This is a genomic window from Marivita sp. (genome assembly GCF_020055635.1).
GTDB lineage: Bacteria > Pseudomonadota > Alphaproteobacteria > Rhodobacterales > Rhodobacteraceae > Marivita.
In genome coordinates, this window is sequence record NZ_JAIPUT010000004.1 from 137,886 (window position 1) to 154,621 (window position 16,736).

The following is a 16,736-nucleotide window of genomic DNA, read 5'->3' on the forward strand; positions in this document are numbered from 1 at the left end:
GCTCAGTCCAGACGGACCGAAGACGGCGAGGCGCCTTGTTCCTGGGCGCTCCACCCCATCTGGTCAAGGGTGTAGTCCGCGCCGACGGCGATCACGGCGATGGCGACAAATCCAACTAGCATGGCTTTCACGGCGAACTCTCCTTGGGCGCGGTTTCCCGACGCAGATAGGTCACGAGATCGGCGCGGTCCTGCGCCCCCGTGATCCGTTGCATGGGCATCTTGGTTCCGGGAATGTAATGCTCCGGGCCGATGTCGAAAAGAGCATCAATCGTGTCTTCGTCCCAGATGATGGCCGACCCGTCCAGCGCATCCGAATAGCTGTAATCCGCGACCGTGCCGGCCTGCCGCCCGAACAGGTCGTAAAGGCTTGGCCCGGCGCGGCGCGCGCTGCCCGGCGTCAATGTGTGGCAGATCGAACATTTGCGCATGAACTGGCGTTCGCCATTGGGCATCGTGTCGGCATCGGCCAGAAAGCCGGGCGATCCGGTGGCAATCGGATCGGCCGCGTCCATCGCGGCGATGGGCCAGGAATACAGACGCGGATCCAGCCCGCCCGCATGGATGTTGCCGCCATCGCGCGAGAACGCCAGCGCCCAGACCGGACCACGTTCTGTGGCGCGGAAATCGCGGGTGATGCGCCAGTCGCGCGTGTTCACCACCATGATATAGCCCTCTCCATCCCCCACCGCCAGATGCGCGCCATCCGGGCTGGTCGCCATCGCCAGGATCGGGCGACGGTCAAGCGTCAGATCGGCCACCGTGTCGCCCGTCGCCAGATCGAGCACACGTGTCCCGCCATCGACCGCGCCATAAGCCAGCCAGCCCGCGTCCTCGTTCAGCTCCACTTCGTTGACGCCGAAGCCGTGCCCGGTCACGCGCAGCGTTTCGCGGGCGTTTTGGACATCCCACAGACGGATGCTGCCATCGGCGGATGCGGAATACAGGCCGTGGCCATCCCGCGTGAAGGCCACGTCGTTCACCGGCCCGGCATGTCCGGTCAGAAACTGCGCCTCCGACCCGTCCAAAGACCAAAGCCCGATACTGCCGTCCCAACTGGCCGACGCAACGGTTCCGCCATCGGGGGACAAGGCCAGCGACACGATCTTGCCCTTGTGGCCCGTCCAGACGGCTTGCTCGGTGCCGTCATCCGACCAAACGCGCAGCGTGAAATCGTCCCCGGCGGAATAGACCGTTCCATCCGGCGCGATCACCACGGCGTTCACCGCCGCCTCGTGTCCGTCGAACCAGAGCGGATCGGACCCCGTCCAGAGCCCCACCGCGTTGTCGAAACTCACGGTCGCGATCTGGTCGGTGTCGGACACGGCGATCCCCATGATGGGGCCGCCATGGCCTTGAAGCGTGAAGAACTCGTCCGCTGCGACCGGGGCCGTGCAGAACAACCCGGCGCAGGTGGCAAGAACCAGCCGCATGTCACTCGGCAGGGGTGGCGCCGCTGGGCGCCTTGCCCTCGCGTTCCTTGACCTCTGCGACCCACAGGCTGTGGTGTTCCTTGGCCCATTGTTCCTCGACCATGCCGCTGCCCATGGCATCGAACGCGCCCTCCATGCCGACCGAGCCGATATAGATATGCGCCAGGATGATCGCCATCAGCACGAAGCTGACGATGGCATGCCACAGCTGGGCATATTGCATCTCTTCATGCAGCGTCATGGTTTCGGGCAGGATGCCGAAGCCGAACATCTCGGGCAGGCCGGTGGTGTTCAGGATGGCAAAGGTCTTTGCAAACAGCGGCAGTTCGAACGGGAAGAGCAGCGAGATGCCGGAGACCGAGATGGATGCGCCCAGAACGATGGTCGACCAGAAGATCAGCTTCTGACCGGCGTTGAACTTCTTGGCCGGAGGATGCCCGCCGCCGAACAGCCCGCCCCCCTTGGCCAGCCACTTGAGGTCGGTCCTGTCGGGGAAATTGTGCACGACCCACATCACGAAGATCATCACGAGCGCCAGCATGAAGGCCCAGGACACGTTGTTGTGCACCCATTTCGACGCGCCGGCGATCCACGCATAGGAATCGTGTCCCATGACCGGGATCAGGAACTTGCGGCCCATCAGGGACACCAGGCCGGTGATCCCGAGAACGATGAACGATCCGGCCAGCAGCCAATGCCCGAAGCGTTCGACATTCTTGAACCGTTCGATCCGCCGCCCGGTCTTGGCGCCGTCGATCCGGACGCGCCCCCGGAGCAGGAAGAACACCGCCAGCGCCGCCAGCGTGCCAAGCAGCAGGTATCCGCCATAGACCAGAAGGGGCCCCTCGCGGAATTGCAGCCACCACATGCCGCGATCCTGGATCAGCACGGTCGAGGCGGGCCCGCGCACCTGGGTCGAGATGTCCGCCGCGTTGAACCGCATGCCGCGCCACAGGTCCGGATCGGAAGCGCCGCCCAGCGTGCCCAGCTGATCGGTGATCCCCGCCGCCGCATCGGGATTTCCAAGCTCTCCGGCGCGGTAGTCGTTATCCGAGGCAAGGCCCTGCTGCCGGCGCAGGATGTCTTCCAGCGTCGTCGCCCCGCCGGTGGCAGAGCGGTCGATCTCGACCTCGGCGGGGGGCGTGGCCGCGTCCTGCGCGTTGGCCGGACCCGAGGTCAGCCAGGTCGCCAGGAAGACGAAAGCCAGTCCTGCCATGATACAGCCCAAAAGAAAGATCCGAATGTCACGCATTGTCCCGCGTCCTCCCGTCATTCGCCCATGTCACGCTCTGTCTTGCGAACAGCTGTCTTGTTGGGTCAGGTTTGACCAAATGTCTTTGCAACAATTTGCCCCCAAATGCCTTGGGTGACCAGAGTTTAGAAGGATACCCGAGATGATGCCAGCGGCAAACCGTCCCAAGATCCTCGCGGCGCCGAAAAGGAGCCGGGCATGACCGGAGTGCTGACGATCACGAATGCGGCGGTCGCCGTCCTGCTGGGGCTGGTGGCGCTTGTGGCGGCATACCGCGCGCTGCTGACCTCGCGCACGCCGCAGGGCGCCACCGCCTGGATTCTCCTGATCCTGCTTCTGCCCGCGATGGGGACCCTGATCTACCTTGTCTTCGGCTATGCCGATCACAAGCGGTTCGAACGCGAGCGCCGGGAATCGGACGAAGAGACCTTCGACATGGTGAGCGAGGCACAGATCGCCGTCGCGCCCTCGCGGCTGGATGCCTTTGCCCGGATTGCCCGTCTTCCGGTCACCGACGGCAATGACATGTCGCTGCTGATCGACGGCGAGGCGACCTTTGACGCGCTGTTCGAGGCGATCCGATCGGCGCAATCGACGGTGTTCGTGCAATTCTACACGATCGAGGATGACGAGGTCGGCGGCATCCTTCGTGACATCCTGGTCGAGAGGGCGCAGGCCGGCGTTTCGATCTGGGTCCTGCATGACGAGCTGCCGTTCTTCGGGCTGCCGCGCAAGTTCAAGGCATCGCTCGAGGAGGCCGGGATCCGGCTGGCGCGGCCGAAAGGCCCCAAGCGGCTGCTGGGGCCCTTCCAGTTCAATTTCCGCAACCACCGCAAGCTGGTGATCGTGGACAACGCGATCGCGTTCACCGGGGGGCTGAACGTGTCAAGAACCTATCTCGGGCGCAATCCGTCCATCGGGCCTTGGCGCGATACCTTTGTTGCGTGTCGGGGTCCGGTGGTGTCGCAGTTTGCGCTGCATTTTTCCTCTGACTGGCGCTGGGCGACCGGCGAAGACCTGAGCTGGGTGGCCGCCGACGAACCGCAGGCGGTAGGGCCGCTGAAGGCGATGGCGCTGGCACCGTCCCCGGCGGAGGAAATCGCCGCGGGCAACCTCTATTTCATCGCGCTGGCCCACCTGGCAGAGCGGCGGCTGTGGATCGCAACGCCCTATTTCGTCCCCGACCGCGACGTGCTGACCGCGCTGCGCTTTGCCGCCTTGCGGGGAGTCGAGGTCAGGATCCTCGTGCCCGGCAAGGCGGATCACTACCTGACCTATTTCGCCGCGATGGCCTATTTCGACGATCTGCGCTCGGCGGGCGGCGAAGTCTGGACCTATGATCCGGCGTTCATACATCAGAAGGTGGCGCTGGTGGATGACGACATCGTGTCGGTCGGGTCGATCAATCTCGACATCCGCTCGGGGCTGCTGAATTTCGAGATCACGGTCTTGATGGAGGGACGTGACGCAGTAGAAAAGGTCGAGGACATGCTGACCACGGATTTCGCAAATGCCACCCGCGTCGACCATGACCTGGCGGATCGCTCGATCCTGACCGGGATGGTGGCCCGGATCGCGCGGCTTTTCGCGCCGGTGCTGTGATGCGGATCGCGAGCTACAACATCCGCAAGGCGGTCGGGCTGGACTGGCGGCGCGATCCGCTGCGGATCATCCGGGTGCTGAAGGATCTGGATGCCGATGTCGTCACCCTGCAAGAGGCCGACAAGCGGCTGGGGGTGCGCCCGGCGGTGCTGCCGCAGGATCAGCTCTACGACCAGACCGGCCTGCGGGTGCTGCATGTCACGAACGGGCCAAGCTCGGGCTGGCATGGCAACGCGATCCTGGTGCGGGATGGCTGGACGGTCGGGGCCACCGAACGCATGAGCCTGCCGGGGATCGAACCGCGCGGCGCGCTGATGGCCGACCTGGACGGGCCGGGCGGGCCGTTGACGGTGGTCGGCACGCATCTGGGTCTGCGCCGCGGCTGCCGCCAGCTGCAACTGGCGCATCTGCTCGAGGAACTGGCCGCCAACACCAACCGCGCGGTGATCGCCGGCGATTTCAACGAATGGTCGCCGCGCATTGGCTTCGACATCCTGGAACATGCCTTCGACCTGGTCAGCCCGGGGCGCAGTTTTCACGCCTCGCGCCCGGTTGCGCCGCTTGACCGCTTTGCCGTCGGCCGGGGCCTGCGGGTGGCCGGGGCAGGGGTGTTCGCCCAGGGCGAGGCGCGGCGCGCGTCCGACCACCTGCCGATCTGGATGGACCTTGAGGTCTGAGCGGGAAGCCCGTTTGAACGGGCTTTTCACCGCGTTTGCAAACGCGGTCCCAAGCGGTTTCGAAACCGCTTGGCCGCCCACCGAACGCCGTGTTTCCAGGCTGTTAACCGGTGCGCGTCACCTTGCCCGGCACAAAGCGCTTTGAGCGGGAAGGGTCACTCCCATGCCGCGACACGACACTGACATTTCTCTCGCAGGCCGAAAGGCCGACCCTGAGAGACCGGTCTTGCAAGGCTCCGGCACCCCCGGGGTACAGGTCCCGTGGTAACCCGCGGATTCGAGAGAACCGTCAGGCCCACAAGGGCGGCGCCGCTTCTTCTCTGAACGACATGCCGGTCCATGACCCGGCCCAGGATCGACCCGGCGGAGGATGCTCCGACCGGACCCCGTGCTCATGACCCGGCCCTGGCCCTGAAGCCGCGTTTCCGCGGCTGAACGGTGCGCCGACAAAAAAGCCCCGGAGTCTCCTCCGGGGCTTTTCCTTGTTCCACTGTCGTGACGACGATCAGCCGCCCTTCTGGTCGTAGGCGGTGCCCCAGCCCCAGGCGCCCGACCCGAAGCCACGGGCCACGACACGCTCGCGGTAGATCGAGGCGACAACGTCGCCATCCCCAGCCAGCAGCGCCTTGGTTGCGCACATTTCCGCACAGATCGGCAGCTTGCCTTCGTCGATGCGGTTGCGGCCGTACTTGGCGAACTCGGCGGTGGAGTGGTTTTCTTCCGGGCCACCGGCGCAGAAGGTGCATTTGTCCATCTTGCCACGGCTGCCGAAATTGCCCGCTTGCGGGTATTGCGGTGCGCCGAAGGGGCAGGCGTAGAAGCAATAGCCACACCCGATGCACAGGTCCTTGGAGTGCAGGACCACACCTTCTTCGTTCTGGTAGAAGCAATCCACCGGGCAGACGGCCATGCAGGGCGCGTCCGAACAGTGCATGCAAGCCACCGAGATCGATCGTTCGCCGGGCTTGCCATCATTGATGGTCACCACCTTGCGGCGGTTGATGCCCCACGGAACTTCGTGCTCGTTCTTACAGGCCGTGACGCAGGCGTTGCATTCGATGCAGCGTTCGGCGTCGACAAGGAATTTAGCTCGTGCCATGTCTCAGGTCCTCCTCAAGCTGCCATGATCTTGCAAAGTGTGGCTTTGGTTTCCTGCATCTGGGTCACCGAGTCGTAGCCATAGGTCTGGGCGGTGTTGGTCGATTCACCCAGGACATAGGGGTCCGCGCCTTCCGGGTACTTGGACCGCTGGTCCTCGCCCTGGTAATGCCCACCAAAGTGGAAGGGCATGAACGCGACCCCCGGAGCGACCCGTTCGGTCAGCATGGCCATGACCTTGATCTTGCCGCCTTCCGGTCCTTCGACCCAGACCTGCGCACCGTCCCGCACACCCAAATTGTTGGCGTCGCGCGGGTTGATCTCGATGAACATGTCCTGCTGCAATTCGGCCAGCCACGGGTTCGACCGTGTCTCGTCGCCGCCGCCCTCGTATTCGACCAACCGGCCGGAGGTGAGGATGATCGGGAAGTCCTTGGAGAAATCGTTGGCCTGGATCGACTTGTACATCGTCGGAACACGCCAGAACTTCTTGTCCTCGTAGGTCGGGTAATCGGCCACCAGATCGTAGCGGTTGGTATAGAGCGGCTCGCGGTGTTTCGGCACCGGATCGGGGAAGGTCCAGACGACCGCGCGGGCCTTGGCGTTGCCGAAGGGCGCACATTCATGCTTGATCGCCACCCGCTGGATGCCGCCCGACAGGTCGGTTTTCCAGTTGGTGTTCGGACCTGCCACGGCATCAATGGCCGCGCGTTCGTCGTCGGTCAGATCACCGTCCCAGCCGAGATCCATGAGCATCTGCATGGTGAATTCAGGGTAACCGTCCTGAATTTCGGAGCCTTGCGAATAGACGCCCTCGGCCAGCAGGTTGTCGCCATCCTTTTCCACGCCAAAGCGGGCGCGGAAGGTCAGGCCCCCCTTGGAGACCGGCAGCGACATGTCATAGAGGTTCGCCGTTCCGGGATGGTTCATCTCGGCGGTGCCCCAGCAGGGCCACGGCATGCCGTAGTAATCGCCATCGGCCGGCCCGCCATTCGCCCGCAGCGTCGTGCGGTCGAAGGTGTGCTGGTTGGCCATGTGCAGCTTCATCCGCTCGGGCGACTGGCCGGTATAGCCGATCGTCCACATGCCGCGGTTGAATTCGCGGGTGATGTCCTCGATCACCGGTGTCACGCCATCGTCTTCCAGCGCGATGTTGCGGAAGATCTTGTCGTGGAAGCCGAATTTCTGCGCAAACAGACCCATGATCTCGTGGTCGGTCTTGGATTCGAACATCGGCGCCATGACCTGATCGCGCCACTGGAGCGACCGGTTCGAGGCCGTGACGGAGCCACGGGTTTCGAACTGCGTCGTCGCCGGCAGCAGGTAGACGCCATCGGTGCGGTCATGCAGCACGGCGGACACGGTCGGGAAGGGATCGATCACGACCAGCGTGTCGAGCTTTTCCATCGCCGTCTTCATTTCCGGCAGACGGGTCTGCGAGTTGGGCGCATGGCCCCACAGGACCATCACGCGGGTGTTGTCCGGCTGATCGAGGTTTTCCTTGTCCTCGAGCACGCCGTCGATCCAGCGCGAGACCGGGATGCCCGTCAGGTTCATCATCGGGGTTTCGCCGACGGTTTCCTGCGAGAACCGGGTCTTCAGCCAATCCAGGTCTTCCTCCCAGACGCGCGCCCAATGGGCCCAGGATCCCGGAGCGAGGCCATAGTAGCCGGGCAGGGTATCGGCGAGAACGCCAAGGTCGGTTGCGCCCTGCACGTTGTCATGGCCGCGGAAGATGTTGGTGCCGCCACCGGCGGTGCCCATGTTGCCAAGTGCAAGCTGAAGGATGCAATAGGCACGGGTGTTGTTGTTGCCGTTGGTGTGCTGCGTGCCACCCATGCACCAGATCACGGTGCCCGGACGGTTGTTGGCCAGCGTGCGCGCGACGCGCTCAAGCTGCGATCCCGGTGCACCGGTGACGCGCTCGACCTCTTCAGGGTTCCAGCGGGCGACCTCTTCCTTGATCTGGTCCATGCCCCAGACACGGGTGCGGATGAACTCCTTGTCCTCCCAGCCGTTCTCGAAGATGTGCCAGAGGATGCCCCAGACCAGCGCCACGTCCGAACCGGGACGGAAGCGAACATATTCGTCCGCATGGGCTGCGGTGCGTGTGAAGCGCGGATCGCAGACGATCACGGGGGCGTTGTTCTGCTCTTTCGCCTTGAGGAGATGGAGCAGGGACACCGGGTGCGCTTCGGCCGGGTTGCCACCGATCAGGAAGATCGCACGGCTGTTGTGGATGTCGTTGTAGCTGTTGGTCATGGCGCCGTAGCCCCATGTGTTCGCCACACCCGCAACGGTGGTCGAGTGACAGATCCGCGCCTGGTGGTCGATGTTGTTCGTGCCCCAGTAGGCGGCGAACTTGCGCATCAGGTAGGCTTGTTCGTTGTTGTGCTTGGCGGACCCGAGCCAGTAGACCGAATCGGGGCCGCTTTCGTCGCGGACCTCGAGCATCTTGTCACCGATCTCGTTGATCGCCTGCTCCCACGAGATGCGCTTCCACTCTCCACCCTCTTTCTTCATCGGGTACTTGAGGCGGCGTTCACCATGGGCGTGCTCGCGAACGGCGGCACCCTTGGCGCAATGCGCACCAAGGTTGAACGGGCTGTCCCAGCCAGGTTCCTGGCCGATCCAGACGCCATTGCTGACTTCGGCGACGACCGTACAGCCGACCGAGCAATGCGTGCAGACCGATTTGACGGTCTCGACCGCGCCATTGACGGCGGATTGCGCGCTGGCCTGCGTGACCGCGCCGCCTGTGGCGCTGATCGCGGCAAGGCCGCCGATCGCAAGGCCCGATCCGCGCAGGAACGAGCGTCTGTCGACGGATTTGTTGGAGATTTCCGAAATCAGGCCGGTCCGCGCAGCGCGCCGTGTCAGCCCTCCGGTTTTCTTTCTTAGCATGATGTCCCTCTTGAGCTACCTGTGGCGTATCGCGCCGTCGGCTGGGTTGCGATCTGCATCCGGAGTGACCCGGTTTGCAGAGGGGGTTAGGTCTGATGTTCTAGAACCGCGTACTGGCAAGGTAGGCACGGGTATGTGCGGTGTCCTGCATCCGCCCGTCGGCTTTCGGCGTCTCGGCTGCTTCGGCTTCGGAGCCGGAAACAGCGACGGCCGCAACGGCCGCGGGGGCTGCGGTGCCTGCCAGTTTCAGAAAATCACGGCGGCTTGCGGACGCCTCTGTTTTCTCAGTCATTGAAGGTTCCTCCCTTCTTTCGGTATGTGCGGCGAGTGTGCCGCGTCGTGACGGTTTCCCGCCAGTTGCGTGACCGCCCGGACCTGATCTCAGGTCGCGGACAGTCTGAATGCTTCGCGCTCGATCGCCATGAACGCCTTTCCGACCGACCCGACCGCGCTGTACAGCATGGCGGTCTTGGCGGTTTCGAGATCGGCGTAGAAGTGGCTGGCCCAGGGCGCGATGTGCCGGTTGAAAAACAGCTTCTGATCGTCAAGCGACGCCGGGGTGCTGAACCGTCCGACGATCAGCCCGCCCATGACTTCCATCAGGGTGGCGATGTTGTCTTCGGGTTCATAGACGCTGGGCGCGCGTTCGATGCGGCGCGCCGACAGGTCGCTGCGCAGCGCGGCCAGCGGTTTCTCGTTCAGGAACCCGGTCAGGTAATAGCTGGCATAGGGCAGCAGTTCGCCCCGGCCCAGGCCGATGAACAGCGCGTTGAATTCGCGTTCGGCCTGTTTCGACGTCGTGGTTTCCGCGCACTCGGCCAGCCGCGCGACGGCCTGTCCCAGCTCGGTGTCATCGCCCCCGAGCCCGGCGGTCTGGGCCAGCAGCATGTCATCGGGCGGAGCAGACAGAATGAGGCCGAGATAATTGTAGAGATCCGCCCGCAGGCGGTCTTCTTCAGACACCGATGGCGTGGGCTGAGCCGCGCTCATTGTCATTCCGTCTCGCTTTCAATTCTGAAGCGCATCCGTCGCGGACGCACAGGTTCCTCGGTCAGTGTATCCAATGGTGTGCCGTCGTCATATTGATCGCCGTCGCCATCGCCTACGACCATGGTCGTAGATGCAGGTGCAGCATTTGCGCTGTCATGCATATTTTCCGAAATTTCCGCAGATTCCGAAAATTCTTCAGCTGACGGTTCCCGCGTCGCGATTTCCGACAGATTCTGTGGGGTATCAATGCCTTCGCCGGATCGCACCGCAAGCCTGGCCCGCTCCTGTTCTTCCAGCGCCTGCACGTGGCGCAGCAATCCCTTGCCTACCTGGTAGGCGGTCTTGACCCCCGGCGCGTCGGTCGCGGCATTGGTGAAGTCGCCGTCGTAATCGTTCAGCCCGTCAAGATTGGCGAGCACCGGATTGAGCCGCCACAGCTGTCGCATCGCGCGGCGGCGCAGCCGTTCGGGCACCGCCTTGTTCATGAAACCGGCGATGTCCTGACCGGGCTCGAGGCTGTCGGGATCGGGCAGGCCGAATTCTTCGAGGATCTCGGCATCGGTCTTTTCTTCGAGCTGCTTCTGTGTCGCTTCGACCTCGGCCGCCTCGACGCGGCGGGCCTCTTCGGCTTGCTCGGCTTCGACCCGCGCCTTGCGGCGGGACCAGAAATCGGAGGGGCGGCTCATGACGGTCGCAGCTTTCTGTCGCGGGACGGGGCGCGGTAGACATCGCTTTGCTGCGTGATGCGCGCGTCGCCCTTGCCGTCTTCGACCCTGTCTTCGAGATAGCGCTTGCGCTTGCGTTTCACGAACGGCTCTTCGACGAAATGCCGATCGGTCCAGTCCTGAAGCCAGGCCACCATCGCGGGCGGCATCGGCACCTTTTCCACCACGTCCTCGCCGCCATCGGCATATTGCATCGCCTCGTGCGGATTTGCCGTGATCAGCTTGAGCCGGTAGGGCCAGTCGTCTTCGGAGGGCTGGAGAATCACGTAGCCGCAGACCACGGGTTCGGCGAGGCCGACCCGATAGGCTTCGGCGTCGGTGCGCCAGAGTTTCAGCGGCAGGGTGCCGACGTGATACTCGGACACGTCGCCCTCCTGGCGCAGCAGTTTCCAGTGTGCGGGACCTGCGCCGGGCAAGAGCGCGGTCGGGCTCCAGGCCCATTTCTGCCAGCGCGTGACGCCCGGTCTGCGTTGCAGTACAACACCTACGGGCAGTTCGATGGAACGGCTGTCGGTCGTGGTCAAGCTGTGTCCTCCCGGATCCGGCCTCACGGGCGCGGTTGACTTCTGACTAGCATAGCCCTTGGGTAAGTCCAATTATCCAGCCAATGACAAGAGACCACGCCGGCGGACGCCGCGAAAGGGCCGATATGGGAACGAAACTACTTCTGTGCGACTGCCTTGGCAGTCAGACCGTCGATGCCGGGCGCATCGGTGACGTGACGTCGCTTGAGCCGTCGAAGGTCTACACGAATCTCTGCGGCACGCAGGCCGACGTGACGGCCCGTGCGCTTTCCGAGGGCGACGTGATGGTCGCCTGCGCGCAGGAACGCGCGTTCTTCGAGATGCTGGCCGAAGAACTGGGTGTCGACGCACCGGGCGTCGTCGATCTCCGCGACCGCGCGGGATGGAGCGACGAGGCCACCAGGGCCGGCCCGAAACAGGCCGCGCTGGCGGCGGAATCAGCGCTGCACCTGCCGATGTCCAAGGCCGTGGACGTGGTGAGCGAAGGCACCTGCCTGGTGATCGGCGCCGGAGAGACCGCGTTTTCAGCCGCCGAGCAACTGTGCGAGACACTCGCCGTCACGGTGCTTCAGACCGACATGTCGGATGTGCCGCTCGATCGCCGCTTCGACGTGGTGCGCGGGACGGTGCGCAACCTCAAGGGCGCATTGGGCGGCTTCGAGGTGCGGATCGACGGGTTTCGCGAACTGCACCCCGGCGGGCGCGGCGCCTTTGCCTTCAGTGATCCCAGGGACGGGGCGGTGTCGGACTGCGACCTTGTGATCGACCTGACCGGCGCGACCGCGATGGTGCCCGCGCCGCACAAGCGCGAAGGCTACCTGCGCGCTGATCCGCGCCAGCCCGCTGCGGTGGCGGCGCTTCTGACCGAAGCGGTGCAGATGGTGGGCACCTTCGAAAAGCCGCTCTACATCGCGCTGGAACCGGCGCTCTGCGCGCATAGCCGCGCCGGGCAGACCGGCTGTTCCAAGTGTCTCGACATCTGCCCCACGGGGGCGATCATCCCGGATGGCGATCACGTGTCGATCGACCCGATGGTCTGTGCCGGCTGTGGCGCCTGTGCGGCGCTCTGCCCGTCGGGAGCCATCGCCTATGACGCGCCGCCGGTGTCGGCGGTGTTCCGGCGTCTGGACGCGCTGTCGTCGACCTATCGCAAGGCGGGGGGCCGCGCGCCGCGCCTGCTGGTGCATGACGCCGACCACGGCACCGAGATGATCAGCCTTGCCGCGCGCTTTGGCCGTGGCCTGCCCGCCGACGTGATCCCCTTCGCGATCGACAGCCTTGCTGCCTTCGGCCATGCCGAGATGATGGCCGCGCTCAGCTGTGGCTTTGCCAGCGTCGATGTCTTGCTGGCCCCGCGCACCGAACGCGACACGCCGGAACACGAGGCGGTGCTGGCCAATGCGCTGTCCGGCGGGGGCCGGGTGCAGGTGCTGGACCTGAGCGATCCCGACGTGCTGAGCGATCACCTTTATGGAGCCGATAGCCCCGAAACGGTCGCCACGCCCAGCCTGCCCATCGGCACCCGCCGTCAGGTGGCGCGGGTCGCGGCACAGGCGATGATGCGCGAGGCCGAGATCCTGCCGCTGCCGCAAGGCGCGCCGTATGGTGCGGTTCTGGTCGACACCGATTCCTGCACGCTCTGCCTGAGCTGCGTGTCGCTTTGCCCGTCCGGTGCGCTGGGCGACAACCCGGACCTGCCGCAGCTGCTGTTCCAGGAAGATGCCTGCCTGCAATGCGGGATCTGCGCCACGATCTGCCCCGAAACCGCGATCACGCTGGAGCCGCGCATGAACCTCACAGATGCGGCCTTCAGCCAGGTTGTGCTGAACGAGGAGGAACCCTTTGCCTGCATCGACTGCGGGGCGCTCTTCGGGGTGAAATCGACGATCGAGAAGATCACCGAGAAACTGGCGGGCAAGCATTCCATGTTCGCCACGAGCGACGCGGCCAGGATGATCCAGATGTGCGACAATTGCCGGATCCAGGCGCAGTACCATTCGCAGAACAACCCGTTCGCGCTGGGCGAGCCACGCATCCCGCGCACGACGGATGACTACCTGGGCGATGGACCCTATTCGAAACGCAAGGATCATTGAGCGGGGAAGCCGCTTCGAAGCGGCTTTTTCAAAGCGCGTTCGAACGCGCTTGATCCGCGATTTCGAAATCGCGGCAAAAACGCCCTTCGAAGGGCGTTCGCCGCCCCTTCAGTCCTGCATCGACTGCACCGGCCTTCCCAGATCGGCCGGGGGGATGCCCTGCACGAAGGCCATGATGTTCTCGAGATCGTCCAGCGTCATCTCGACCGCGTGGATGGGCGACGGGCGGGTCGCCGCGAAGGGTTCGGTGACATCGGCGATCTGGGTGAAGGCGGGGTGCGGGTTCAGGACGTAGAAGGTCTGGAACCGGTCCTGCCAGTCGCGCAGCGTGCGCAGCACGGCAAAGGACGGGGTCGAGCCGATGGAGTTCATGCGGTTCCTGTCGCTCACGACATGGCAGCGGCCGCAATGGGTCAGCGACACGTCTTCGCCGCGCACCGCGTCGCCGTCATAGGTGATCGGGGCCACCGCCTGCGTGACCTTCACCTCCGAGGTGAAGAGCGACGCGCCGTCGACCTCGTAGCTGTCGACCGTGTTGCGGCCGACATCCGAGCGCAGCCAGTCGGCAAAGCGCTGGGCGTCCGGGTCATCGCCGACGGCGAATTTCCAGACCCTTCCGAGACCCTCGAACGCGATCTGGCCGGCCTCTCCGAAACGGGCGTCGGCGGTTGCCTCCGTCCCGACCAGCGTCACGCGGGTCTGGGTCTTGAGCGAAAAGCGCGGCAGGATGTATTGCATCAACCCGCTGTCGACGAGCGGCTGGGGGGCGGCCAGCGTGAAGGTCTTGTCCTGCGCAAGCACGGGCAGCGGCGTGAGCGCTGCCAGAAGAAGCGTCAGCGCGACGGCTGTTTCTTTTCGTCCTGGTGTCATCTCGGGCGCCTCCTCGCTTGAAAGCCTAAAGGTGCTGGCTTACACCCGTCAACGCTCCAGCTTGCCAAGATCGAGCGGATGCCCAAGGGAGAAGACCGATGAGCGATGATTTCAACATGTCGATGCGCAAGTTCCTCAAGCAGGTTGGGGTCACGTCCCAGCAGGCCATCGAGGAGGCGATGCGCGATGCCGACACCAGCGGCAAGACGTTCGATGCCAAGGTGGTCCTGACGATCGACGGGCTCGATCTCGAGCATGTGGTGACCGGCACCATCAAGGGACAGGACTGACGTGGCATTGGATCGTGACGCGGTTCTGGCCGCATTGAAAGCCGTGACTGATCCGGTGACGGGACAGGATATCGTGGCCGCCGGCGTGGTGCGCGCGCTCAACGTCGATGGCGACGCGGTGCGCTTCGTGGTCGAGGTGGCGCCTGACAAGGCCGAGGCCTACGGCCCGGTGCGACAGGCGGCCGAGGACGCGGTGAAGGCGCTTGGCGCGGCGTCGGTGTCGGCGGTGATGACCGCCCATTCCGCGCCCAAGGCTCCCCCCGATCTGAAAGGCGGGGCCAAGCCGAAACCGGCCGGCCCCGAGAAGATCCCCGGTGTGGACCGGATCATCGCGATCGCGTCGGGCAAGGGGGGCGTGGGCAAGTCCACCGTGTCCGCGAATCTCGCCTGTGCGCTGGCTGCCGAGGGTCGCCGCGTCGGCTTGCTCGATGCCGATGTCTACGGGCCGAGCCAGCCGCGCATGCTTGGCGTGTCGGGACGTCCCGCCAGCCCGGATGGCAAGATCATCCTGCCGATGCGCAATTTCGGCGTGACGATGATGTCGATGGGCCTGATGGTCAACGAAGGTCAGGCGGTGGTCTGGCGCGGGCCGATGCTCATGGGTGCGTTGCAGCAGATGCTGATGCAGGTGCAATGGGGCGCTCTGGATGTGCTGCTGGTGGATCTGCCGCCGGGCACAGGCGACGTGCAGATGACCCTGTCGCAGAAGGCGTTCGTGGACGGTGCCGTCGTGGTGTCCACGCCGCAGGACGTGGCGCTGCTGGATGCGCGCAAGGGGATCGACATGTTCAACCAGATGAACGTGCCGATTGTCGGTCTGATCGAGAACATGTCGACGCATATCTGTTCCAATTGCGGGCACGAGGAACATATCTTCGGCCACGGTGGGGTGGCGGCGGAAGCGGCCAAGCTGGGTGTTCCCTTGCTGGCGGAAATCCCGCTGCATCTCGACATCCGCAAGGCCGCCGATGGCGGCGCGCCCATCGTGGTGTCGAAGCCCGACAGCGCACAGGCACAGTCTTTCCGCGACCTGGCCCGCACGCTGATCGCCGCCGGCAAGGCATGAGCACCGGACCCTCGTTCCCGCCGCTGATGCAGGGCGTCAATACGGCGGGGGCGGACCCGTTCGAGGCCGCCTGTTCCGAGGCCGCGCAGGGCTGCGATGCGGGCACGATCCTCTATGATGCGGCGCCAGATCGGCTTCGGGCGGCCATCGTGCTCGCCCCCGAGGTGCCGCTGTCAGATGCGGCGGCGATGCTGCCGCTCACGGGCGTCGCGGTGCAGAACGCGCTGGGCGCGCTGGGGCCGTCGGAACTGCCCGTGCACCTGTGCTGGGAGGGCGCGATCCGGGTCAACGGCGGGGTCTGCGGTCATGTGCGCGGCGCGACGGACATACCGGATGCGGAGGCGGAGCCCGGCTGGCTTGTCACCGGGTTCGAGCTTGTCTTTGCCCGCGCCAATCTGGCGGGCGGCGACACCCCGGACGAGACCGACCTGATGAGCGAGGGCTGCGGAGACCTGACGCCGGTCGATCTGCTGGAAAGCTGGTCGCGGCATCTGCTCAACGGGATCAGTCGCTGGGAAGAGGACGGCTTGGGGCCCCTTCACGGCGAATGGCGGGGTCTGGCCCACGGGATGGGGCAGAACGGCGTCTGGCTGGGCAAGCCGGGCCAGTTTCTCGGCCTCGACGAAAAGCTTGGCCTCTTGCTTCGCACGGACGGGCAGACCATGCTCCTGCCGGTGACCGACCTTCTGGAGATCCGTTCATGAACCTTGCCCGTGCCATCCATTTCGACGAAAGCGACCAGCGCGTCTTTCATTCCCTGGCGCGCACCGGCGAATGGTGCATCTCGGGCGGGTTCGAGTTTTCCAACTGGACCGAAGGCGATCTGGAGGGGCGGGCGAAACAGGCGTTCACAAACGGCTGGCTGGGGGCCGAGACCTTTGGCCGGGTGAGTTTCGTCGCGGTCACGCAGATCGAACCGGCGGAACATGCAGCACTGGTGCAGGGCGTGGCGCAACATTTCGTCGACATGTACGGCGCGCCGTCGATCGAGGCCGCGCGCCCGGTGGCGGAGGCTGAGATCGCGCATATGTCAGAGCTGTGCGAAGAGCACGCAGCGAACACGCTGCTCACCGTCAGCCGCGAGCTGACCGAGGCCGGGGTGCGCGAAAGCTACCGGGTGATCGAGCCGCAGGAGGCGGACATGGCGCTTCTGGCGGTTCACGGATCGCTGGACGAGTAGCGCTGGAAAGCGGTTTCGAAACCGCTTTTC

General features: G+C 64.9%; 17 protein-coding genes. 7 read left to right on the forward strand and 10 right to left on the reverse strand.

The genetic code is table 11. From position 1 onward, the window contains the following. Nucleotides 1-2: 2 nt before the first annotated feature. Genes LCF60_RS03780 through LCF60_RS03790 form a run of 3 tightly spaced genes read right to left on the reverse strand, consistent with a single transcriptional unit; the run spans nucleotide 3 to nucleotide 2,648 of the window. Nucleotides 3-131 carry a hypothetical protein gene (locus LCF60_RS03780; protein WP_292289778.1) on the reverse strand — a complete coding sequence of 43 codons (129 nt, stop codon included), beginning with the start codon at nucleotides 129-131 and terminating at the stop codon, nucleotides 3-5. Further along, a complete protein-coding gene (locus LCF60_RS03785) occupies nucleotides 128-1,432 on the reverse strand; it encodes a c-type cytochrome (RefSeq protein ID WP_292289742.1) in 1,305 nt (434 codons plus the stop codon). Before LCF60_RS03785 ends, LCF60_RS03780 begins: the two co-directional genes overlap by 4 nt. 1 nt (nucleotide 1,433) lies before the next feature. After that, nucleotides 1,434-2,648: a formate dehydrogenase subunit gamma gene (locus LCF60_RS03790; RefSeq protein WP_292289776.1), complete on the reverse strand. Its 1,215-nt coding sequence runs from the start codon at nucleotides 2,646-2,648 to the stop codon at nucleotides 1,434-1,436. Nucleotides 2,649-2,882: 234 nt separating this feature from the next. Between LCF60_RS03790 and cls the strand changes: the two genes are divergently transcribed. Together cls and LCF60_RS03800 are read left to right on the forward strand one after the other, a co-directional pair. Next, nucleotides 2,883-4,286 carry a cardiolipin synthase gene (gene cls / locus LCF60_RS03795; protein WP_292289743.1) on the forward strand — a complete coding sequence of 468 codons (1,404 nt, stop codon included), beginning with the start codon at nucleotides 2,883-2,885 and terminating at the stop codon, nucleotides 4,284-4,286. Beyond that, nucleotides 4,286-4,963: an endonuclease/exonuclease/phosphatase family protein gene (locus tag LCF60_RS03800; protein ID WP_292289744.1), complete on the forward strand. Its 678-nt coding sequence runs from the start codon at nucleotides 4,286-4,288 to the stop codon at nucleotides 4,961-4,963. Before cls ends, LCF60_RS03800 begins: the two co-directional genes overlap by 1 nt. Before the next feature lie 505 nt (nucleotides 4,964-5,468). Here LCF60_RS03800 and fdh3B read toward each other — a convergent pair. From fdh3B to LCF60_RS03830, 6 genes are all read right to left on the reverse strand, one after another. Continuing rightward, a complete protein-coding gene (fdh3B, locus tag LCF60_RS03805) occupies nucleotides 5,469-6,062 on the reverse strand; it encodes a formate dehydrogenase FDH3 subunit beta (protein WP_292289745.1) in 594 nt (197 codons plus the stop codon). 14 nt (nucleotides 6,063-6,076) lie between these two features. Further along, entirely contained in the window at nucleotides 6,077-8,965 is a 2,889-nt protein-coding gene (locus tag LCF60_RS03810; RefSeq protein ID WP_292289747.1) for a formate dehydrogenase subunit alpha, read from the reverse strand. Between the two features lie 100 nt (nucleotides 8,966-9,065). Continuing rightward, the gene (locus LCF60_RS03815; RefSeq protein ID WP_292289748.1) at nucleotides 9,066-9,257 is read right to left on the reverse strand and encodes a twin-arginine translocation signal domain-containing protein; all 192 of its coding nucleotides are present in this window, start codon (nucleotides 9,255-9,257) and stop codon (nucleotides 9,066-9,068) included. An 89-nt stretch (nucleotides 9,258-9,346) separates the two neighbouring features. Further along, the gene (locus LCF60_RS03820) at nucleotides 9,347-9,955 is read right to left on the reverse strand and encodes a molecular chaperone TorD family protein (RefSeq protein WP_292289750.1); all 609 of its coding nucleotides are present in this window, start codon (nucleotides 9,953-9,955) and stop codon (nucleotides 9,347-9,349) included. 2 nt (nucleotides 9,956-9,957) lie between these two features. Further along, on the reverse strand, nucleotides 9,958-10,641 hold the full coding sequence (locus tag LCF60_RS03825; protein ID WP_292289751.1) for a DUF3306 domain-containing protein: 684 nt from the start codon (nucleotides 10,639-10,641) through the stop codon (nucleotides 9,958-9,960). Continuing rightward, nucleotides 10,638-11,204 (reverse strand): DUF3305 domain-containing protein, encoded by a 567-nt coding sequence (locus tag LCF60_RS03830; protein WP_292289752.1) that lies wholly within the window; start codon nucleotides 11,202-11,204, stop codon nucleotides 10,638-10,640. Before LCF60_RS03830 ends, LCF60_RS03825 begins: the two co-directional genes overlap by 4 nt. Before the next feature lie 125 nt (nucleotides 11,205-11,329). Here LCF60_RS03830 and LCF60_RS03835 point away from each other — a divergent pair, with 125 nt between their 5' ends. Continuing rightward, the gene (locus LCF60_RS03835; RefSeq protein WP_292289753.1) at nucleotides 11,330-13,300 is read left to right on the forward strand and encodes a 4Fe-4S binding protein; all 1,971 of its coding nucleotides are present in this window, start codon (nucleotides 11,330-11,332) and stop codon (nucleotides 13,298-13,300) included. A gap of 108 nt (nucleotides 13,301-13,408) precedes the next feature. Here LCF60_RS03835 and LCF60_RS03840 read toward each other — a convergent pair whose 3' ends face one another. After that, nucleotides 13,409-14,170: a hypothetical protein gene (locus tag LCF60_RS03840; protein WP_292289755.1), complete on the reverse strand. Its 762-nt coding sequence runs from the start codon at nucleotides 14,168-14,170 to the stop codon at nucleotides 13,409-13,411. A 98-nt stretch (nucleotides 14,171-14,268) separates the two neighbouring features. Here LCF60_RS03840 and LCF60_RS03845 point away from each other — a divergent pair, with 98 nt between their 5' ends. The 4 genes from LCF60_RS03845 to LCF60_RS03860 are packed head-to-tail and all read left to right on the forward strand — an operon-like array spanning nucleotide 14,269 to nucleotide 16,706. Then, a complete protein-coding gene (locus tag LCF60_RS03845) occupies nucleotides 14,269-14,460 on the forward strand; it encodes a DUF6494 family protein (protein ID WP_085636310.1) in 192 nt (63 codons plus the stop codon). Nucleotide 14,461: 1 nt separating this feature from the next. Continuing rightward, nucleotides 14,462-15,526 (forward strand): Mrp/NBP35 family ATP-binding protein, encoded by a 1,065-nt coding sequence (locus LCF60_RS03850; RefSeq protein WP_292289757.1) that lies wholly within the window; start codon nucleotides 14,462-14,464, stop codon nucleotides 15,524-15,526. Next, nucleotides 15,523-16,230 carry a biotin/lipoate--protein ligase family protein gene (locus tag LCF60_RS03855; protein ID WP_292289758.1) on the forward strand — a complete coding sequence of 236 codons (708 nt, stop codon included), beginning with the start codon at nucleotides 15,523-15,525 and terminating at the stop codon, nucleotides 16,228-16,230. Before LCF60_RS03850 ends, LCF60_RS03855 begins: the two co-directional genes overlap by 4 nt. Then, nucleotides 16,227-16,706 carry a DUF6505 family protein gene (locus LCF60_RS03860; RefSeq protein WP_292289759.1) on the forward strand — a complete coding sequence of 160 codons (480 nt, stop codon included), beginning with the start codon at nucleotides 16,227-16,229 and terminating at the stop codon, nucleotides 16,704-16,706. Before LCF60_RS03855 ends, LCF60_RS03860 begins: the two co-directional genes overlap by 4 nt. Nucleotides 16,707-16,736: the final 30 nt, after the last annotated feature.

Coding starts and splice junctions, on each gene's coding strand:
- LCF60_RS03785 (WP_292289742.1), bottom strand. CDS start 1,432: ATGCGGCTGGTTCTTGCCACCTGCGCCGGGTTGTTCTGCACGGCCCCG.
- LCF60_RS03790 (WP_292289776.1), bottom strand. CDS start 2,648: ATGGCAGGACTGGCTTTCGTCTTCCTGGCGACCTGGCTGACCTCGGGT.
- cls (WP_292289743.1), top strand. CDS start 2,883: ATGACCGGAGTGCTGACGATCACGAATGCGGCGGTCGCCGTCCTGCTG.
- LCF60_RS03800 (WP_292289744.1), top strand. CDS start 4,286: ATGCGGATCGCGAGCTACAACATCCGCAAGGCGGTCGGGCTGGACTGG.
- fdh3B (WP_292289745.1), bottom strand. CDS start 6,062: ATGGCACGAGCTAAATTCCTTGTCGACGCCGAACGCTGCATCGAATGC.
- LCF60_RS03810 (WP_292289747.1), bottom strand. CDS start 8,965: ATGCTAAGAAAGAAAACCGGAGGGCTGACACGGCGCGCTGCGCGGACC.
- LCF60_RS03815 (WP_292289748.1), bottom strand. CDS start 9,257: ATGACTGAGAAAACAGAGGCGTCCGCAAGCCGCCGTGATTTTCTGAAA.
- LCF60_RS03820 (WP_292289750.1), bottom strand. CDS start 9,955: ATGAGCGCGGCTCAGCCCACGCCATCGGTGTCTGAAGAAGACCGCCTG.
- LCF60_RS03825 (WP_292289751.1), bottom strand. CDS start 10,641: ATGAGCCGCCCCTCCGATTTCTGGTCCCGCCGCAAGGCGCGGGTCGAA.
- LCF60_RS03835 (WP_292289753.1), top strand. CDS start 11,330: ATGGGAACGAAACTACTTCTGTGCGACTGCCTTGGCAGTCAGACCGTC.
- LCF60_RS03840 (WP_292289755.1), bottom strand. CDS start 14,170: ATGACACCAGGACGAAAAGAAACAGCCGTCGCGCTGACGCTTCTTCTG.
- LCF60_RS03845 (WP_085636310.1), top strand. CDS start 14,269: ATGAGCGATGATTTCAACATGTCGATGCGCAAGTTCCTCAAGCAGGTT.
- LCF60_RS03855 (WP_292289758.1), top strand. CDS start 15,523: ATGAGCACCGGACCCTCGTTCCCGCCGCTGATGCAGGGCGTCAATACG.
- LCF60_RS03860 (WP_292289759.1), top strand. CDS start 16,227: ATGAACCTTGCCCGTGCCATCCATTTCGACGAAAGCGACCAGCGCGTC.